Annotated in this window: 15 protein-coding genes; 10 read left to right on the plus strand and 5 right to left on the minus strand. The window is 61.2% G+C overall.

What is annotated here, in order from left to right:
* Positions 1–132: 132 nt before the first annotated feature.
* Together GBEM_RS20160 and GBEM_RS20165 are read right to left on the minus strand one after the other, a co-directional pair.
* Positions 133–1539, minus strand: a complete 1407-nt coding sequence (locus GBEM_RS20160; RefSeq protein WP_012532466.1) for a sigma-54-dependent transcriptional regulator — start codon at positions 1537–1539, stop codon at positions 133–135.
* Positions 1529–3247, minus strand: a complete 1719-nt coding sequence (locus GBEM_RS20165) for a transporter substrate-binding domain-containing protein (RefSeq protein WP_012532467.1) — start codon at positions 3245–3247, stop codon at positions 1529–1531. Before GBEM_RS20165 ends, GBEM_RS20160 begins: the two co-directional genes overlap by 11 nt.
* A gap of 277 nt (positions 3248–3524) precedes the next feature.
* On the opposite strand from GBEM_RS20165, the gene GBEM_RS20170 reads away from it, so the two are divergent.
* Positions 3525–4715, plus strand: a complete 1191-nt coding sequence (locus tag GBEM_RS20170; protein ID WP_012532468.1) for an FIST signal transduction protein — start codon at positions 3525–3527, stop codon at positions 4713–4715.
* A 16-nt stretch (positions 4716–4731) separates the two neighbouring features.
* Positions 4732–6591 carry a PAS domain-containing sensor histidine kinase gene (locus GBEM_RS20175; protein WP_012532469.1) on the plus strand — a complete coding sequence of 620 codons (1860 nt, stop codon included), beginning with the start codon at positions 4732–4734 and terminating at the stop codon, positions 6589–6591.
* On the opposite strand, the gene GBEM_RS20180 is transcribed toward GBEM_RS20175, so the two are convergent.
* The gene (locus GBEM_RS20180) at positions 6569–8965 is read right to left on the minus strand and encodes an ATP-dependent DNA helicase (RefSeq protein WP_012532470.1); all 2397 of its coding nucleotides are present in this window, start codon (positions 8963–8965) and stop codon (positions 6569–6571) included. The genes GBEM_RS20175 and GBEM_RS20180 overlap by 23 nt on opposite strands.
* Positions 8966–9133: 168 nt before the next feature.
* On the opposite strand from GBEM_RS20180, the gene GBEM_RS20185 reads away from it, so the two are divergent.
* The 6 genes from GBEM_RS20185 to GBEM_RS20205 all read left to right on the plus strand — a co-directional run bounded on the left by GBEM_RS20185 (position 9134) and on the right by GBEM_RS20205 (position 13296).
* Positions 9134–9418, plus strand: a complete 285-nt coding sequence (locus GBEM_RS20185) for a cytochrome c7 (protein ID WP_012532471.1) — start codon at positions 9134–9136, stop codon at positions 9416–9418.
* A gap of 249 nt (positions 9419–9667) precedes the next feature.
* The gene (locus GBEM_RS20190; protein ID WP_012532472.1) at positions 9668–10102 is read left to right on the plus strand and encodes a hypothetical protein; all 435 of its coding nucleotides are present in this window, start codon (positions 9668–9670) and stop codon (positions 10100–10102) included.
* A 91-nt stretch (positions 10103–10193) separates the two neighbouring features.
* A complete protein-coding gene (locus GBEM_RS20195; RefSeq protein ID WP_012532473.1) occupies positions 10194–10625 on the plus strand; it encodes a hypothetical protein in 432 nt (143 codons plus the stop codon).
* Between the two features lie 25 nt (positions 10626–10650).
* Positions 10651–10833 (plus strand): hypothetical protein, encoded by a 183-nt coding sequence (locus GBEM_RS21365; RefSeq protein ID WP_148212934.1) that lies wholly within the window; start codon positions 10651–10653, stop codon positions 10831–10833.
* A 28-nt stretch (positions 10834–10861) separates the two neighbouring features.
* On the plus strand, positions 10862–12073 hold the full coding sequence (locus GBEM_RS20200; protein WP_226373902.1) for a radical SAM/SPASM domain-containing protein: 1212 nt from the start codon (positions 10862–10864) through the stop codon (positions 12071–12073).
* A 110-nt stretch (positions 12074–12183) separates the two neighbouring features.
* Positions 12184–13296 carry a phosphotransacetylase family protein gene (locus tag GBEM_RS20205; protein ID WP_012532475.1) on the plus strand — a complete coding sequence of 371 codons (1113 nt, stop codon included), beginning with the start codon at positions 12184–12186 and terminating at the stop codon, positions 13294–13296.
* Positions 13297–13396: 100 nt separating this feature from the next.
* On the opposite strand, the gene GBEM_RS20210 is transcribed toward GBEM_RS20205, so the two are convergent.
* The gene (locus GBEM_RS20210; RefSeq protein WP_012532476.1) at positions 13397–13669 is read right to left on the minus strand and encodes a cytochrome c7; all 273 of its coding nucleotides are present in this window, start codon (positions 13667–13669) and stop codon (positions 13397–13399) included.
* A 171-nt stretch (positions 13670–13840) separates the two neighbouring features.
* Between GBEM_RS20210 and GBEM_RS20215 the strand changes: the two genes are divergently transcribed.
* On the plus strand, positions 13841–14764 hold the full coding sequence (locus GBEM_RS20215) for a helix-turn-helix transcriptional regulator (protein ID WP_012532477.1): 924 nt from the start codon (positions 13841–13843) through the stop codon (positions 14762–14764).
* A 151-nt stretch (positions 14765–14915) separates the two neighbouring features.
* Entirely contained in the window at positions 14916–15425 is a 510-nt protein-coding gene (locus tag GBEM_RS20220; protein ID WP_012532478.1) for a type 1 glutamine amidotransferase domain-containing protein, read from the plus strand.
* Between the two features lie 215 nt (positions 15426–15640).
* Here the strand turns inward: GBEM_RS20220 and GBEM_RS20225 are convergent, their stop codons facing one another.
* Positions 15641–16876, minus strand: a complete 1236-nt coding sequence (locus GBEM_RS20225; protein WP_012532479.1) for an LL-diaminopimelate aminotransferase — start codon at positions 16874–16876, stop codon at positions 15641–15643.
* Positions 16877–16883 lie beyond the last annotated feature (7 nt).

The following is a 16883-nucleotide window of genomic DNA, read 5'->3' on the forward strand; positions in this document are numbered from 1 at the left end:
AGGATGCTGCAGACAACCGCTATAGTCCCAGACTATTGGGGTTTTGCGGCGGGGGCGGGGAAAGGTTGTATTTACGGGAACTTACGATGGGTATTGCCGGAGTCTATAGCTATAGACTCCGGCAATAGGGGTTCAGCCGCGGGCGAGTTTCAGGCGCTTCCAGAGGGAGGGTTGGGAGATGCCCAGCAGTCGTGCCGCCAGTGTCTGATTGCCGCCGGAGCGGTTCATGGCCTCATCGAGGAGGTAGTTCGCGGCGTTGGCGAAGGTCGGGAGAGGCTCGAAGCCCGCAAACGGGTTCTGGTCTGGCACCCGCTCCGCAACTCCTCCGCCGGCGGCGCTGATCGCCTTTACAAAGGAGTCCATGGAGAGCATGCGCTCCTTGTGCGTGCTGACCGCGTCAAACACCATCGCCTTGAATTCCCTGACGTTTCCCGGGAAGCTGTAGGTGGAAAGGAGCTGCACCAGCCCCGGGGGCGGAGTCGGCTTCTTCTTGTCCAGCATCTGCGCTGCTTGCTCCAAGAACAGGTCGAGCAGGTACGGGATGTCCCCCTTTCGGCTGCGCAGCGGCGGTACCTCGACGTGGTGGGTGCGCAGCCGGTAGAACAGGTCGCGCCGGAAGCCCCCTTGGGCGACCTTGGACTCCAGGTTCTGGTGGGTCGCCACCACGATGCGCGCCTTGAGGCGCCGGGGCTGGTCGCTCCCCAGAGGGAAATACTCCCCCTCCTGGAGCAGCCGCAAGAGTTTCACCTGCGAGGCGATGCTCAGATCCCCTATCTCGTCGAGGAAGAGGGTTCCGTTCACGGCCGCCTCTATCATGCCGCGGCGGACCCCTTCCGCGCCGGTGAAGGCGCCGCGCACATGCCCGAAGAGGGTGTCCGCAAATACGGTGTCGTCGAGTCCCGCCACGTTAACCGCCACCAGATCCCCCCGGCAGCCGCTCAACCGGTGGGTGGCCTGGGCCAGGAGCTCCTTGCCGCAGCCGCTCTCGCCGGTGATCAAGAGCGGGAGCGGACTCACGGCCACCGCCTCGATGTAGGCGAAGATGGCCTGCATGGCGCGGTCGGCCGTGCAGATGGCGCGAAAGGCCTCCGGATGCTGCAGCTCGCAGGAGACGAAGCGCCGGGTCATCTCCTTGTTGTCGCGTTGCAGTTCCAGGTGCTTGATGGCACGCTGGACGCCGCAGACGATCCGCTCCTCGTCGTCCGTCTTCACGTAGTAATCGTAGGCGCCGAGCTTCATGCAGTTCACCACCTTCCCCACCTGGTTCAGGCCGCTGACCACAATCACCGCCACCGCTGGAAAGCGCTCAGCGATCTGGACCAGCAGCTCCTCCCCGGAGAGATGCGGCATGGTCAGGTCGAGGAGAACCAGGCCAATCTCCCCCTGCGCTATGATCTCCAGCACCTTCCGGCTGTCGCTGCAGGACTCCACGTTGGTGATTCCGGAGCTGCTCTCCAATGCCAGCGAGAGCGAGCGCAGCCAGGCCGGTTCGTCATCCACCAGCAGCACCCGGAAGGAGGGGTAGAACTCACTGTCCATTTTTGCTCCCTGCCACGGCAGCCGGCAGGGAAAGGGTGACCGTAGTCCCCTCGCCGAGCCTCGAATCGAAGGCGATTTCGCCGCCGTGGTCCTTGATTATGTTGGCGGAGATGGAGAGCCCCAGCCCGGTCCCCCCGCTCTCGCGCTTGGTGGTGAAGAAAGGGTCGGTGAGGTGCTTCAGGTGCTCCGGCGAGATCCCGCTCCCCTGGTCGCGGACCGTGAGCATCACCCTGCCGCTCCCCGCGTCGTACCTGGTCTGAAGGGCGATGGCGCGGCTGGGGTCGGGAAGGGCCTGCCCCGCGTTCATGACCAGGTTCACCACCACCTGCTCCAGCCTCTGTTCGTTGCCTAACACGGCAGGCAACGCTTCGGCATAAAGGACACTGAAATCGTTGGTGAACTTGCGGGTGGCGACGTCCACCAGGCGTACCGCCGTCTGCACCACCTGGTTGAAATCCAGCAGCTCCTTTCGGGCTTCGTCGTCCTTGCGGGCGAAGTTCTTCAGATCCTCGACGGTCTTCTTGATCCGCTCGGCGCCATCCTGCATCTCGTCCAGCATCAGCGGCACTTCTTGCCGCACCCTCTGGTACCTGATCCCCCCCAGGGTCAGCTCCCCCTCTTCCTCCTGGTAACGGTCGAAGATCAGCTCGGCATCGCGGAAAATCTTCTTCAGAGTGGGCATGTTCATCAGGATGATTCCGGTCGGGTTGTTGATCTCGTGAGCCACCCCGGAGACCAGTATGCCCAGCGCAGCCATCTTGTCCGCCTGCACCAGCTGCTGCTGGTTTCTCTGCAGTTCGGCCAAGGCGCTGGAGAGCGACTCGGTGCGCTGCGCCACCTGCCGACGCAGCGAGTAGGACCAGAGCACCGTTCCCATGAGGACCAGGGAAAGGGGGACCACGACCAGCGCCGCGTACTTGGCCACGTCGAGCCAGGAGGTCCGCTGCGGCTCCAGGACCCCGATCCACCTGTCGTAGATCTCGTTGAACTCGCCTGTTTTCTTGAGAATCGAGAGCCCTTCGTTCATCTGGGCCACCAACTCCGCATTGCCCTTTTTCACCGCGTAGCAGTAGTACCGCTGCGGCGCCACGTTGGTCGCCACCGGCACCAGGTTCGAAAGCTTCTCTTCGCGGATGATATACATGGCGGGGAGCAGGGCCACTACCGCGTAGTCGCAGCGTCCCGCCGCCAACTGCTGCAGCGTGTCCCGCGGGCTGCCGGTCAGCACCAGGTCCGCATCATAATGCTTTTCCAGCAAGTAGCTGTGCATGCCGCCGCCGCTATGCACCAGCACCTTTTTCCCCTTGAGCTCTTCCAGGCTTTTCACCGCCGGCGTCCCTTTTCGGGCAAAGATGGCCTGAACTATGATGGAGTGGGGAGTGGAGAAATCGTATTCCCGGGCCCTGGCATCCGAGTACGAGAGCCCTTCCAGAATGTCGACCTCGCCGCTGTCGAGCTCCTTGAGAATCTTGCCGAAATCGTCAAGCCGGATCTCGATCTGCATCCCCATTACCCTGGCGATGGCCCGGGTCAGGTCCACGATGAAGCCGCGAGGTTCGCCGTTATGATCCAGGAACTGGTAGGGAGGGTAGTTGCTGTTGCCCCCCACCACGATGACCCTCAGGTCGCGGCCGGGTGCCGGCCCGGCGTGCGCCGACGAGACAATGAGGGTGAGAGCGGCCAGCAGCAAAAGGGCTTTGATGGACATGGCAAGCGGCTCCAGAGACGCAGCAGGTGACATCTGTTGCCAAGCGGGAAGCAGCACAAGAATATCGGGGAAAGTTGCGCCACTTATAGCACCTGCGGCAACTTCGCGTCAAAGCTTTTCCCCCAGCATCAACTGTCTGCACCCTCTACGGTCGCTCCGGCCTTACCGGAAAGGAGATCATAAAAAGCACATGCTATATTAAAATGAATTCATATTGTTATAATGTTCCCTGGCCCGGCCCCAGATAGCCGGGTAATCCCCAGAAAAGAGGTGCTATATGGGAACTTCTGCAGGCGTTGGCTTCAGCCTTCACAAAAACCCGGCTGACGCGGGCAAGGAAGCGGCTCTCCAGGCGATGGAGCGGGGCGGGATGGCCAAACCGGATTTCGTCTTCGTCTTCGCCACGGTGGGATACGACCAGGAGTTGCTGATTCGCTCGGTGCGCGACACCACCGCCGGCGCCCCCTTGAGCGGCTGCTCAGGGGAGGGGGTGATCACGGCGGGCGCCGCCGCCGAGACCAACTTCGGGGTCTGCGTGCTGGCCATAGCCTCGGATGAGGTCAGCTTCGCCAACGCCTACGTGCAGGGGCTCGATGCCGGATACGCCCGGGCCGGCGAGTTGCTGGCCGAGCAGGTCCGCCCGCTGCTCCATGCCGACGCCGTCGCCTGCTTTCTCTTTGCCGACGGCCTTCTCTTCGACTTCGATCCCTTCCGGGACGCCTTCGAAAGGACCCTCGGGCACGGGAGGCCGCTCCCCCTGTTCGGAGGGCTTGCCGCCAACAACCTCTCTACCCGGAAGACCTACCAGTACCATGACGACCAGGTAATTTCCGAAGGGATCTGCTGCGTCGTCATGTCCGGCAATGCCAGGCTCGCCTGGGGGGTCAACCACGGCTGCGTGCCGGTGGGAACCCGGCGCACCATCACCCGCTGCCACGGCAACATCATCTACGAGATCGACGGCATCCCTGCACTGGAGGCCTTGAAGGAGTACATCGAAGACGGCTCCGGCAGCGACTGGAACAAGGTCACCCTCAACCTCTGCCTCGGCTTCAAGACCCCGGAGCACCTGAGGAAGGAATACGGCGAGTACATCATCCGCTACATGATGGACAAAAACGACCAGGAGGGGTGGGTAAGCATCCAGTCGGATGTGACCCAGGGAAGCGCTCTTTGGATCATGAGGCGGGACAAGGAGCTGATGCGGGAAGGGCTGCAGGCCATCTCGCAGCATATCAGGGAGCAGTTGGGAGAGAACCGGCCCAAGCTGGTGATGCAGTTCGAATGCATGGGGCGCGGGCGCGTGGTCTACCGCGAGCAGGAGAAGATCGAGCTGCTCAAGTCCCTGCAGGACGACCTGGGGGCGGAACTACCCTGGATCGGATTCTACTCATACGCCGAGATCGGACCGGTCTCCGGCTACAACTGCATCCACAATTTCACGTCCGTGCTGTTGGCCGTGTACTAGAGTGCCACGGGGTAACATGAAAAACGGGAGTCCCACCGACAAACAGGCCCTGGAGCAGCAGTTGACTGCCCTGCGCAGGGAAAACGAGGAGCTGGCCCAACAGGTCAAACGGCTGATCAGGGCCGAAGGGAAGCTCTACGAGTACCAGCAGGTGCTCGACCTCCAGTTGAACGAGTACAAAGGGCTTTACGACCTGAGCAGGAGGCTGAGCGGGAGCTTCTACATCCAGGGCCTGTTCCGCGAGACCGTGCAGTACGTGGTCCAGCAGCTGGAGTACGAACGGGCTATCCTGCTCCGCCGCGAAGAAACGGTTACCTACCGCGTCTTGGCCCTTGACGGCTACTACGATCCAAGCGAAAAAGAACAGGCCGCCGCCATTACCATGAAGTACGGCGCCCCCTGCCTCTCCCCCCTTCTAGCAGGCAGGGAGCATGTCACCTGCACCGCAACCTCGACGGAACCCGGAAACGGATGCCGACGGCGCCTACTGATGGACGAGTTCCTGGTATACCCCCTAGGCCACGACGAGGTCCCCCACGCCCTGCTGGTGGTCGGCAACACCGCGACCAATGCACCCTTTCACCGGCGGGTGCAGGAAAGCGACCAGGCGCTCCTCAGCATGGGAAACCTGGTCGGTCTCGTATCATCCATTCTGGATACCCACATATTTTTCGAACGAATGATGGAGGCCCGCGAGCAGGAACGGGTCGCCGAGGCGAAGTACCGCAGCCTTTTCGAGAACGCGGCGGAGGGGATCTTCCGCAGGACCCCCGAGGGGAGGTACCTCGACGCGAACCCCGCCCTCGCGCACATGCTTGGCTATGCCTCTCCCGCGGAGCTGGTCGCCTCCATCACCGACATCGGTACCGAGGTCTACGTGGACCCCGCCTCCTATGCGGAGATGCAGAGGGTGCTGGCGGTCCACGGCAGGGCCGAAAGTTTCGAGACGCAGATCTACCGCAAGGACGGCAGTGTGATCTGGGTATCCCTGAGCCTGCGCGCAGTGCGGGACAGCGAGGGGAAGGTGCTCTTTTACGAGGGGATGTCCGAGGAGATCACCAAGCGTAAGATTGCCGAGGCCGCGCTGCGCGAGAGCGAGCAGAAGTACCGCCAGTTGAGCGAGGCGCTGGAGCGGCGCGTGAAGCAGGCGGTCGACGAACTGCGCCAGAAGGACAAGATGCTGATCCTGCAGGGGCGGCAGGCGGTGATGGGGGAGATGCTGAGCAACATCGCCCACCAGTGGCGCCAGCCCCTGAACATGCTGGCCTTGCTGGTCCAGGACGTCCAGTTGACCCACAGGCAAACCGGGCTCAGCGAAGAGTTCATATGTGAGAACGTCAGAAGGAGCATGGAGATCATCCAGCAGATGTCCCAAACCATAGACGATTTCAGGTATTTCTACCGCCCGGACCGGGAAAAACTTGAGTTCACGGTGAGCGAGCCTTTGGATAAGGCGCTGGCCCTGTTGAATGGGAGCTTAAGGATACACAGTATAGAGATCCAGGTCCTTAAAACCGGCGAACCTTCAATCAAGGGATATCTCGGAGAGTTCGTCCAGGTCCTGCTCAACATCCTGATCAACGCTCGCGACGCGCTCATCGCCAGCCGCGCCGCTTCGCCGCTCATCACCGTCAGGCTCTACGAGGAAGGCGGGGAAACGGTGGTCAGGATCGCTGACAACGCCGGCGGCATCCCCGAGGAGATCAAGGAGAAGATCTTCGAACCCTACTTCACCACCAAAGGGCCCGAGCAGGGAACCGGCATCGGGCTTTTCATGTGCAAGACCATCATCGAGAAGAGCATGAACGGCAGGCTCTGCGCCAGTAACAGCGGCGAGGGAGCCGAGTTCGTCATCACCGTCCCCAAAACTCCCTGATATCGCTCAATATGGCATCCGAGACCAGCTCCTTTGCCCCTGACTCGAACCAATCCCCAGGCATGGCGGAACTGTACTCCTCTTGCAAGAAACGGTCGTCCATCAGGACGATCAGACCGCGGTCCGTTTCCGAGCGGATCACCCGCCCCGCCGCCTGGATCGCCTTGGCCATGGCCGGAATGGTGTAGGCGTACTGGTACCCGTTGCCGTAATGGCGCTGGTAGTACCCCCTCATCTCCTCCCGCTCCAGGTCGAAGTTGGGAAGGGGGGGACCGACCACGAAGGCGCCGATCACCATGTCCCCCGCGTAATCCACCCCCTCCGAAAGGGAACCTCCCTGGACGGCGAAGACAAGCGTCGGGGCGTTCCCCGCGCGCAGCCGCTCAAGGATCTCGGCCACCCTCGCCCCGCTCATCTTCCTCTCCTGGAGCAGCACCTCGAACCCTTCCGGCGCCCGAAAGAGCTCCGCCACCCGCTCAAGGAAAACGAAACTCGGGAAAAATGCCAGGTAGTTGCCGCCTTTCAGCGCCACCACCCGGGCCAGCGCGTCGGCGATCCTGCCGTAATTGCGTTCGCGCCGGGAGTACCTGGTCGAGATCTGCGGGATGATCATCAGCTTGCGCTGGCTGCTGGGAAAGGGGCTCTGGAATTCGGCGCAGCGCACCTTTTCGGGATCGAGCCCGGAAAGCTTCGCGTAGTACTCGAACGGCTTCAGGGTTGCGGAGAAAGCCACCACCTGCTGGTACTCCCCGTACCGGTCCGCAATGAGGGCGGAGGCGTCGCAGCAGGTGATCTTGATGCTCCCCCCTCCGGAATGCGGCTCATAGGAGGTGAAAAACTCCTGCCGCTTCGAGGCGGTGGCGAACTCCAGGATCTCGGCAAACTCCCCCCAGTAATGGCACAGCCTCAAGACCGGGTCCTTCTGCCTGATCTCCACCTCAGCCTCCAGGTAGCGCGACAGCAAGGCGCGCAGCCTTCCGTCCAGCTCAAGGAATGGGGCCAGGGGGGGCTCTATCTTCACCGGGCGCATCCCTTTTCCGCTACCGCTGCAGGACGCCACCGCCGCCAGGCATTCCTCCAGAAGTTCCAGCGCGTCGCGCCGGAACGGGTTGGGAAGCTCCGCCAGCTCGCCCCGCATCCCCACCAAAAGCACGCTGGAAAGCCTGGGGGAGTAGTAATCCATGGCGCGGGAGGGGAGGTTATGCGCCTCGTCTATCACCAGGTTCGGCTTCCCGCTCTGCTCCACGGCGAGTGCCGCGGCCCGCCCCAGAGCGGACCTGGGGGCGAAGACGTAGTTGTAGTCGCAGATGACGACGTCGGCCAGCGGCACCGCTTCGATCTGCAGCTCGAAGGGGCAAAGCTGGTACTTCTCCCCGAACTCCCTGAAGGTCCGCGCCTTCAGCTTCCTTTTCCTGGCCATCAGCTCGACTACGCCCAGCCGGGCTAGCTTGCCGTAGTAATCGCGCGCATATTCGCAGTACTCCGGCGTGCAGACAGGTTCGTTCATGAAACAGATCCTGCTCTTCGCGGTGACGGTGAGGGAGCGCAGCCGCACCCCCGACTCGCGAAAGCGCTCCATGGCGTCCTCCGCCACCTCGTGCTGGCTGTTTTTCGGCGTCACGTAGCAGACCGTCTGGCCGCGCCCGAGCGCCTCCTTCAGAACCGGGTGCAGGACCCCCGCGGTCTTTCCCAGCCCGGTCGGCGCCGATATCAGCATGGCGCGCCCATCGGCCATGCCGGACTCTATCTCCCCCATCAGCTCAAGCTGTCCGGGGCGGGGGGTGGCGAAGGGAAAAGGAAACTCCTTTGCCGCCTTCTTTCTTCTACGGGCGCGCTTCGAGGCCTCGTCCGCCTCCCGCGCCAGTTCGTCCAGGCGCAGCTCCAGCCAGCCCCGGTACGCCTCCAAGTCCAGTTGCACCGGAAGGTCCTCCGAGGCGCCGTTACGGGAGGAAACGAGGTGGAAGGAGAGGCGCGGTATCACGCCGTGCTCCAGCCAATGGAAGTAGCCGTAGGTGAGAAGCTGCAGCGAATACGGCTCGTTCGTGCCCGCGTGAGCCAGCCGGCGCCGGAGCTCCCACAGGTTGAAGCAGCTCTTGATCTCCTCAATTAAGGGTGGGGCGTGGCGGAAGATCCCGTCCAGGCGACCGTTCACCTGGAACTGGTGCCCTCCCCTTTCGAAGATGCGGCTGACCGGCACTTCGGCCTGGTAGCTAGCGTCCGCCAGCGCGCGCTTTTTCTGGATCTTAAGGTGAATTTCGCGCCCCTCCGCGGTGGAGCGGTCGTAGCCGGAACGGGGCTCGATGCTCCCGGTGCGCGGGACGGGAAGGGCGAAATATCCTACCGGGATGTTGATGAGATTGGGTGCAGGCTTCATGGGAGAACTCTTGACGGGAGGACGGACATACCCCTTTGATTTAGCGACACTTTCCAATGAATAACCTGCGCTTGTCAAGTTAAGAATGGGGACGATTGCAATCCATGAGGAAGCGAGTATTCTCTTTCCCTGTGCATTCTCATTACTTGTCTAAAGGAGATCTCACCAATGAAAAAAATCCTCGCAGCTGTCGTGCTCTCCCTTTTCTGCGCCGGTTTCGCTGCCGCTGCCGACGACGCCGACGTGGTACTGCCGGCGAAAAACGGCAACGTCACCTTCCCCCACAAGAAGCACCAGGACATGAAGGAACTGAAGTGCACCGACTGCCATGAAACCGACAAGGGAGGGAAGATCGCCAACCTGGGCAAGGAGTGGGCCCACAAGACCTGCAAGGGGTGTCATACCGACAAAGGGAAAGGCCCCACCAAGTGCACCGAGTGCCACAAGAAGTAACCCCTCCCCACTCACCTATAAAGGCGGAGGCTGTCACGGCCTTCGCCTTCGTTGTTTCCCCAGCCTCTGCCCCCCCAATTAAAATTAAAATAAACAAATTAAATGAAAGCCAACATTGACATCTGTTAATTTTTATAGATAATGAACCGTGCTCGTGGCAGCAGGATTATTCCTGGGAAGGGCCGTCGGCAGCGCCGCGGCAGCCATCAGGCTCTAATGATCGACATTCTGTGGTAGGGAGAACGTATCATGAGGGACCCGTTCCACGATCTCCATCATCAAGAAGCGAGCATCACCTCACACATCAGACTCATCTCCGAAGGGGGCAGTTCCCATGCCGGCAGTGTCGAGCTGGTTTGCATCGACTCCATCCACGCCACCCAGACCTGCACGACCGAATCCCAGCACAGCGGCTATCGCTCAGCTACCGCGTGCAACGCGGCCACCCCTTTGGAAATATCGTTATGCTGCATCGGCGTGGAACACGCCCAGGAACTGGACCATCAGTCGATCCCCGAGGTACTCAGGCAGCGCTTGGAGCGGCTTGGGAAGGCTCTCGGTGAAGGCGCCAGCGTGAGCGTCAGGAACCCCGGCAGCCTTTGGTCCATAAGCGACGCTAAGCGCCGGTTCTCGGCAAGAAGAGTCGCGGCACGCATAGCGGTGTACCCCGACCCTGAGCCTTGAAGAAAATCTCACCCGATTAGACACCGCTGGCCGGTCCTTTCTGCACATAGCTGCCACGGTGCTTACCAGACGAAAACCACAGGAGAGAGCAATGGGCGAAGACAACAACCATGGGGGGGAAGCCGGTTCCGCGTCCACGCATGTAAAGCTCGTGTCGGAAGGTGGAGCCGATGCGCCCGAGGCGCAACGCGCACGGTTCTGGTCGCCGGAACAGATGGTGGCTAGCTGCATCACCCCACAGCAGATGGATAATTTCAGGGCCTACAACAACGTCTGCATGACGCTTCCCACCAACGACAGGTATGCCTTTTCAGTGACCATGGAACATGCGGCAAAACTGGATGAGGGGGTGATCCCTGAATCCATGTTGCAGGAATTCGAGGCAAACGCTGCGCCCCTCTCCCAGGCAGCCCGCCTCAAGGTGCAGCACGCAGGCAGGGTCTGGTTCATCCTCGATCTGGACAAGAAGTACTCGGTGCGCATGGTGCCGACGGGGCTGCTGGTGTACAGCGAAACGCTGTGACCCGCCCAGGGGGCAGAGAACCATTATGAGTGACTATCACGCCTTCGAGCAAGGCGGCGACAACTTCCTGTTCTTCTCGCGCTCCGCGCGGCTCTACCAACTGAGCGAGATAGCCTCCCGGATGCTCTCTGAACTCCGGCCGCCGCAACCCGGGCTTGGCGCACTCCCCCCCCCCAGGCCTTCCCCCACGCCATCTTTCCGCCGGTGAAGCGCCGCTTTATGCCGAGCTTTGCGACTTGCTGCACCAGGAGCTCGGGGTTCCGCTCCCCGTGTCCCGGGACCCGCAGACCAAACCGGGGGAAAACCGCTTCCAGACCTTCTCCATCTACCTGGCCCAGAACTGCAACATGGCGTGCTGCTACTGCTGGAACTGCGGGGGAACCTTCGGAAAACCCGGGCACTTGATGGGAGAGAAGTCGGCGAAGCGCGCCATAACGCTCATCCTGGACCTGGTTCAGGAATCCAACGCAGACAAGATTTTCGTCAATTTCTACGGCGGCGAACCGCTGCTCGACTTTCCTATCCTGACCAAGATAACCCTGGAATTGCTGCAGCACGAGGCGCAGCTGGGCAAGAACTTCTACCTCACGCTGGACACCAACGGCACCCTGCTGGAGGGGCCGGTGGCGCAGTTCCTGGCACGCTACTTCACCCAGATCGGCGTCAGCCTTGACGGAAACCAGCGGATCCACGACATACAGAGGCCAGGAAAGTACGGCGAGAGCACCTGGCAGCTCATCGTCAACAACATGAAGGCCTTCCCCAACCCGAAGCTCTTGGGCATCCGGGCCACCCTGACCGCGTTCTCCGACAGCTACCTGGAGACCTTCCGCCAGCTCAGTACGCTGGGGGTGAGCCGGATCCAGCTGGAATACTGCCATGAGCCCGGATACCACAAAAACCCCATCTTCGAAAAGCTGAACGTGCCGGTGGAGCGGCAGTTGACCGAACTCCGGGAGTTCATCGACTACTACGTCGATTACATCAGCCATTACCAGGAAACCCGCGACATCCCCTTAGCCTCCAACGTCCTCGACAACATCACTAGGATCAGGCGCGGCAGCCGCTTCACCAAGCCGTGCGGCGCCGGAACCAACACCCTCGCCATCAACAGCCGCGGAGAAATCTTCCCCTGCATCGCCTTCGTGGACCGTGACGACTTCGCCATGGGCAAAGCTGGCGTCGACTGCGGTCTCTCCCTGCACGACACCCTTTCCGGCTTCGAGGTCGACGGCCAGCTCCCATGCCATTCCTGCTGGCTGCGCTACGACTGCGCCGGCGGATGCTACGCCACCCACTACGACATGACGGGGAACCCCCGGCACCCGCACCCGCATTACTGCGAGAGCATGAAGGGGCGGGCCGAGGTCTACTTCTACGCACTGACCCAGATGCTTAACAAGTGCCCGTGGCACCTGCAACGCGATCCCAATTCTGATCCCTCCTAGCCTACTGTTTCCCCCTCGCCCCTTCATGAGTTTTTTCGTGTTGACACGAGACTGCATCGGTACGATTATGAGGACGGCTCTGCCGTTAATGAGCCATTCCGGGGGATATTATGGCCAGGAAGATCTTCATCGCGGCATCGGGTCAGAACATAGGTAAAACCACCATCAGCGTCTCGCTTTTGCACCTGGCCCAGAAGAAGTACGGGCGGGTCGGGTTCATGAAGCCTTTGGGGCCAAAGCCTGCGCTTTTGCGCGGGGTGTCCGTCGACAAGGACGCCGCCCTCATCGCGCAGGTGTTCGGGCTCGACAAGGACCTCCCCTACATGTCTCCGGTCGTGGTGCACCCTGACACCTCGCGCCAGGCCATTGACGGCAAGATCCCCCTGGACGAGCTTCCCGACCGGATCCTCGCCAGCTACGCGGAACTGGAGAAGCACTGCGACTTCATCGTGATAGAAGGGTCGGGACATCCCGGGGTCGGGTCCGTGTTGAACCTCTCCAACGCCCGCATCGCGAAGATGCTGAACGCGCCGGTCCTGATGGTGAGCGGCGGCGGGGTCGGCAACGTCATCGATACCATCGCCATGAACACCGCGCTCTTCAAGCTGGAAGGAGCCGAGGTGCGCGGGGTGCTGGTGAACAAGCTCTTTGCCGAGAAGCGGGCGCAGACCCTCGACTACCTCACCCGCGCCTTCGCCGGAAAGCCCTTCTCGGTGTTGGGCGGGTTCGACTATAAACCCGTGCTCGCCAACCCGACGCTTAGCCGTGTGGCGCGCCTTTTGGACCTGCCGCTGCATGGCAACCGCCGCGAGGTGCGGCGCATCATCCATCACGTGCAGATCGGCGCCGCCTCCACGCAGCGCGTCACGGAAATGCTGCGCGACTCCTCGCTGTTGCTCGTCACCAGCAGCCGAGACGAACTCCTGGTCACCTTGGCCAACCTCTACCAGATGCCGGAATACCGTTCCCGGATCGTGGGTCTGGTCATACCCGGGATCTCCGACGTCAGCGTCATCACCCAACGCATCATCGACCGCAGCAACATCCCCTATTTCCGCACCGATAAGCTGAGCACGGCCGACCTTTACCGCATCATCACCGACGACGTCTCGAAGATCACCGCAAGGGATACGGAAAAGCTGCGTCTCATCAAGTCACTAGCCGAGGAAAGGCTCGATTTCGACGCCATAGACGAGGTCTTCGCCACCCCGCCGCAGGTCTGACCTGCTGCAGGACGCCTGTTCTACCCCCTCTCTTCAGGGGCCAAAAAAAATACCCCTCGCCGTAAGGAGAGGGGTATTTTTCGCGTTCAGCGCAGCGCCATTACTTCTTGTGGCACTCACCGCACTTGGTCGGGCCTGCGCCCTTGTCCGAGTGGCATCCTTTACAGGTCTTGTGGGCGAAATCCTTGCCGAAACCCTCGATCTTGCCCGGTCCCTTCTCATGGCAGGCCTTGCAGTCCTTCAGGGTGTCCTGGTGTTTCTTGTGGTTGAAGGTGACGTCCCCGTTCTTGGCGGGGAGGGTGATGACGTCCGCTGCCAGAACTGCCCCCGCGCTGAAGATGACCATAGCTACTGCGGCGATTGCTTTTTTCATTTCGTTACCCCTTTTCTTTTTTGAGTTTTTTGCTGCCGAACTGTGGTAAAAATAGCATCCAATGAGGGCTCCGGGTATCGACATCTATAGCAATATGACCCGATGTCGGGTTCCGGACAGCCCTAATCTGGCTGGAAACGGTGCTGAAATGACGCCAGGGGAGCCGGCAGCATGATGGATGCAAACGACAGAGCCGACAAGTTATCCGCCGCAAGCGTCGCCATAGACGGGGTCCGGATAAGGACGGTCCGCGAGGCGAAGAGGCTGACCCAACTCTACGTCGCCAACGTTGTGGGAGTAACCACCGACACCATCTCGCGTTGGGAAAATAACCGCTATCCCTCCATCAAGCGGGAAAACGCCCAGAAGCTTGCCGACGCCCTTGAGGTCCCGCTCGGGGATATCCTGCGCGACGAAGCACCTGTCCCCGAGGACGAACCTGGCACTGAGTTCCCTCCCCCCTCCCCGCGCCGGACGAAGCTCTTTATCCTCTTTGGCCTAGCCGCGCTCCTGCTGCTCCTCGTCGTCGTCATTCTCGCCCGCACCCCCTCCTCCGCCCCAAAAGCAGTGCGCTGGCTGCCGCGCTACGCAGCGCCGGGAGAGGTCATCCCGGTGCAGGTCAAGGTCACACGCCTGCCCGACGCCCCGTTCGGTTTCATCCTCAAGGAGAAACTTCCCGACGGGATGCGGCTGGTGAGTTCGGTTCCCCCCAGTTCCGCGGCCGAACCTGCCGGGTCGAGCCTCAAATGGCTGGTTCCCGGCGGAGGAAGCCCCGTTGCCATCTCGTACTCGGTGCGAACCCCTGCCCCCTTCGCGCAGGGCAAGGACGTCAAGGTAAAGGGGGAGATCGTGCTGCACGGAGGGGGCGTCAACCGGACCGAAGAGGTCGGCGGCGGCAGCGAGGTTCGCATCGGCCCGTACCACTGGGCAGACGCCAACGGCGACGGACGCATCGACGACGACGAGATCATGCCGGCCTACTACGTCTGCGACGAGATGAAGGGGCTCGGGCTAAACTGGAAGACCATCGAAGCGATCTGGACCGGCAAAGGGTACCGTTGGGATCCCAAGACCGGTTACACCGTCCTCAAGTAGTCCCGGCACGCATTCCAATCCCGCCAAAATTCTCTCCTCTCCCCGCCAAACATTGAGTTACACTAAGAAAAGGCATGGTAAACTGATCTCCGTCGCTCACCACAGACCTGCCGCCAGCGGTAGCTTAACTAAACGGAGCAGAGGAGGAGTCATGAAAGCCCTGATTTTAAGTGCGGATAATTTCGAAGATACCGAATTGCTGGTTCCTCTTTACAGACTGCGCGAGGCCGGGTATGCGGTCGACGTGGCATCGGAAAAGGCGGGTTCCATACACGGTAAGCACGGTTACGAGGTGCCGGTGAACAAGCTGTTCAACGAGGTGACGCCGGCCGATTACGCGGTCCTGGTACTCCCTGGCGGCAAAGCGCCCGCGGCCATCCGCAACAGCCCGGCGGTCCATGAAATCGCCCGCGCCTTCATGTCGGCGTCCAAACCAGTGGCCGCCATCTGCCACGGCCCGCAGATCCTGATCTCCGCCGGACTGCTCAAGGGGCGCAAGGCGACCTGCTATGAGTCGGTGGCCCCTGAACTGCGGGACGCCCAGGCGCAGTACCAGGATGTCGAGGTGATAGTGGACGGAAACCTGATCACCTCAAGAAAACCCGACGATCTGCCCGCCTTCTGCCGCGAGTTGGTGCGTATGGTCAAGGCGGCTGCGTAAACCGAAGAAAAGGCATGCACCACAGAGGACACGGAGGTACACAGAGGAAAACCAGAACCGGGTACAACCAAAAGGTTTATCTTAAAGCCTTGGCTTTTCCTCTGTGATTCCTCTGTGACCCTCTGTGGTGAGTGCTTTTGATGCTACTTACAAACAAAAGGGCGACCCCCATCCTAGCGGGGGCCGCCCTTTTTCATTTCTCTGCCGTGACCTTCCTACTTCTTAAGGTTCTTCTTGATCCTCTCGACAGCCTCGACGACGTTGTCGCGGTTGCCGAAGGCCGAGAGGCGGAAGTACCCTTCGCCGCTGGGACCAAAGCCGCTGCCTGGGGTGCCGACTACGTGGCAGTCATTCAAAAGCTTGTCGAAGAAGTCCCAGGAGGTGAGCCCGGCTGGGGTCTTGAGCCAGATGTAAGGAGCGTTGACGCCGCCGTACACGGTAACCCCGGCCGCTGAGAGACCTTCGCGGATGATGCGCGCGTTCTCCATGTAGTAATCGATGTTGGCCTGGGTCTCTTTCCAACCCTGCTCGGTGTAAACTGCGGCGGCCGCTTTCTGCACAGGGTAGGAAGCCCCGTTGAACTTGGTGGTCTGACGGCGCAGCCAGAGCTTGTTGAAGCTGTACTTCTCGCCGTTGGAAGTCGTCCCTTCGAGCTCGTCGGGAACTACTACCAGGCCACAACGAACGCCGGTGAAGCCGGCAGTCTTGGAGAAGGAGCGGAACTCGATGGCGCACTTCTTAGCCCCTTCGACTTCGTAGATGGAATGCGGAATCGAGGGGTCGGTGATGAACGCCTCGTAAGCCGCATCGAACAGGATGATGGAGTCGTTGGCCAGCGCGTAATCGACCCACCCCTTCAACTGCGCCTTGGTCGCCACGGCGCCGGTGGGGTTGTTCGGGAAGCAGAGGTAGATCATGTCCACCTTCTCCTTCGGATACGCCGGGAAGAAGCCGTTTTCTTCGGTGCAGGGCATGTAGACCAGCCCCTTGTAGTACCCCTTGTCATCGGCATCGCCGGTGCGGCCGATCATGACGTTGGTGTCGTTGTAAACCGGGTAGACCGGGTCGCCGATGGCGACGGTGTTGTCGAGCGCGAAGATGTCCAGGATGTTGGCGCAGTCGCACTTGGAGCCGTCGGAGATGAACATCTCCGTGGTCTTCAGGTCGACGCCCAAAGGCTTGTAGGACTTCTCGATGATGGCGTCGATCAGGAAGTCATACCCCTGCTCCGGACCGTAACCCATGAAGGAGTTCTCGCTGGCGAGATCGTCCACGGCATCGTGGAACGCCTTGAGGATTGTCGGGGTAAGCGGCTGGGTCACGTCGCCGATCCCAAGGCGGATCACCTTCGCCTCCGGGTTTGCAGCGGCGAAGGCTCGCACGCGGCGGCCGATCTCGGGGAAAAGGTATCCTGCTTTAAGTTTCAGGTAGTTATCGTTAATTTTTGCCACATCTTCC

This window comes from Citrifermentans bemidjiense Bem (assembly GCF_000020725.1).
In the GTDB taxonomy this organism is placed as follows: Bacteria; Desulfobacterota; Desulfuromonadia; order Geobacterales; family Geobacteraceae; genus Geomonas; species Geomonas bemidjiensis.

What these genes read in the sequence shown, in the direction of transcription:
- GBEM_RS20160 (WP_012532466.1), bottom strand. Translation starts at nt 1,539, where the DNA reads ATGGACAGTGAGTTCTACCCCTCCTTCCGGGTGCTGCTGGTGGATGAC.
- GBEM_RS20165 (WP_012532467.1), bottom strand. Translation starts at nt 3,247, where the DNA reads ATGTCCATCAAAGCCCTTTTGCTGCTGGCCGCTCTCACCCTCATTGTC.
- GBEM_RS20170 (WP_012532468.1), top strand. Translation starts at nt 3,525, where the DNA reads ATGGGAACTTCTGCAGGCGTTGGCTTCAGCCTTCACAAAAACCCGGCT.
- GBEM_RS20175 (WP_012532469.1), top strand. Translation starts at nt 4,732, where the DNA reads ATGAAAAACGGGAGTCCCACCGACAAACAGGCCCTGGAGCAGCAGTTG.
- GBEM_RS20180 (WP_012532470.1), bottom strand. Translation starts at nt 8,965, where the DNA reads ATGAAGCCTGCACCCAATCTCATCAACATCCCGGTAGGATATTTCGCC.
- GBEM_RS20185 (WP_012532471.1), top strand. Translation starts at nt 9,134, where the DNA reads ATGAAAAAAATCCTCGCAGCTGTCGTGCTCTCCCTTTTCTGCGCCGGT.
- GBEM_RS20190 (WP_012532472.1), top strand. Translation starts at nt 9,668, where the DNA reads ATGAGGGACCCGTTCCACGATCTCCATCATCAAGAAGCGAGCATCACC.
- GBEM_RS20195 (WP_012532473.1), top strand. Translation starts at nt 10,194, where the DNA reads ATGGGCGAAGACAACAACCATGGGGGGGAAGCCGGTTCCGCGTCCACG.
- GBEM_RS21365 (WP_148212934.1), top strand. Translation starts at nt 10,651, where the DNA reads ATGAGTGACTATCACGCCTTCGAGCAAGGCGGCGACAACTTCCTGTTC.
- GBEM_RS20205 (WP_012532475.1), top strand. Translation starts at nt 12,184, where the DNA reads ATGGCCAGGAAGATCTTCATCGCGGCATCGGGTCAGAACATAGGTAAA.
- GBEM_RS20210 (WP_012532476.1), bottom strand. Translation starts at nt 13,669, where the DNA reads ATGAAAAAAGCAATCGCCGCAGTAGCTATGGTCATCTTCAGCGCGGGG.
- GBEM_RS20215 (WP_012532477.1), top strand. Translation starts at nt 13,841, where the DNA reads ATGATGGATGCAAACGACAGAGCCGACAAGTTATCCGCCGCAAGCGTC.
- GBEM_RS20220 (WP_012532478.1), top strand. Translation starts at nt 14,916, where the DNA reads ATGAAAGCCCTGATTTTAAGTGCGGATAATTTCGAAGATACCGAATTG.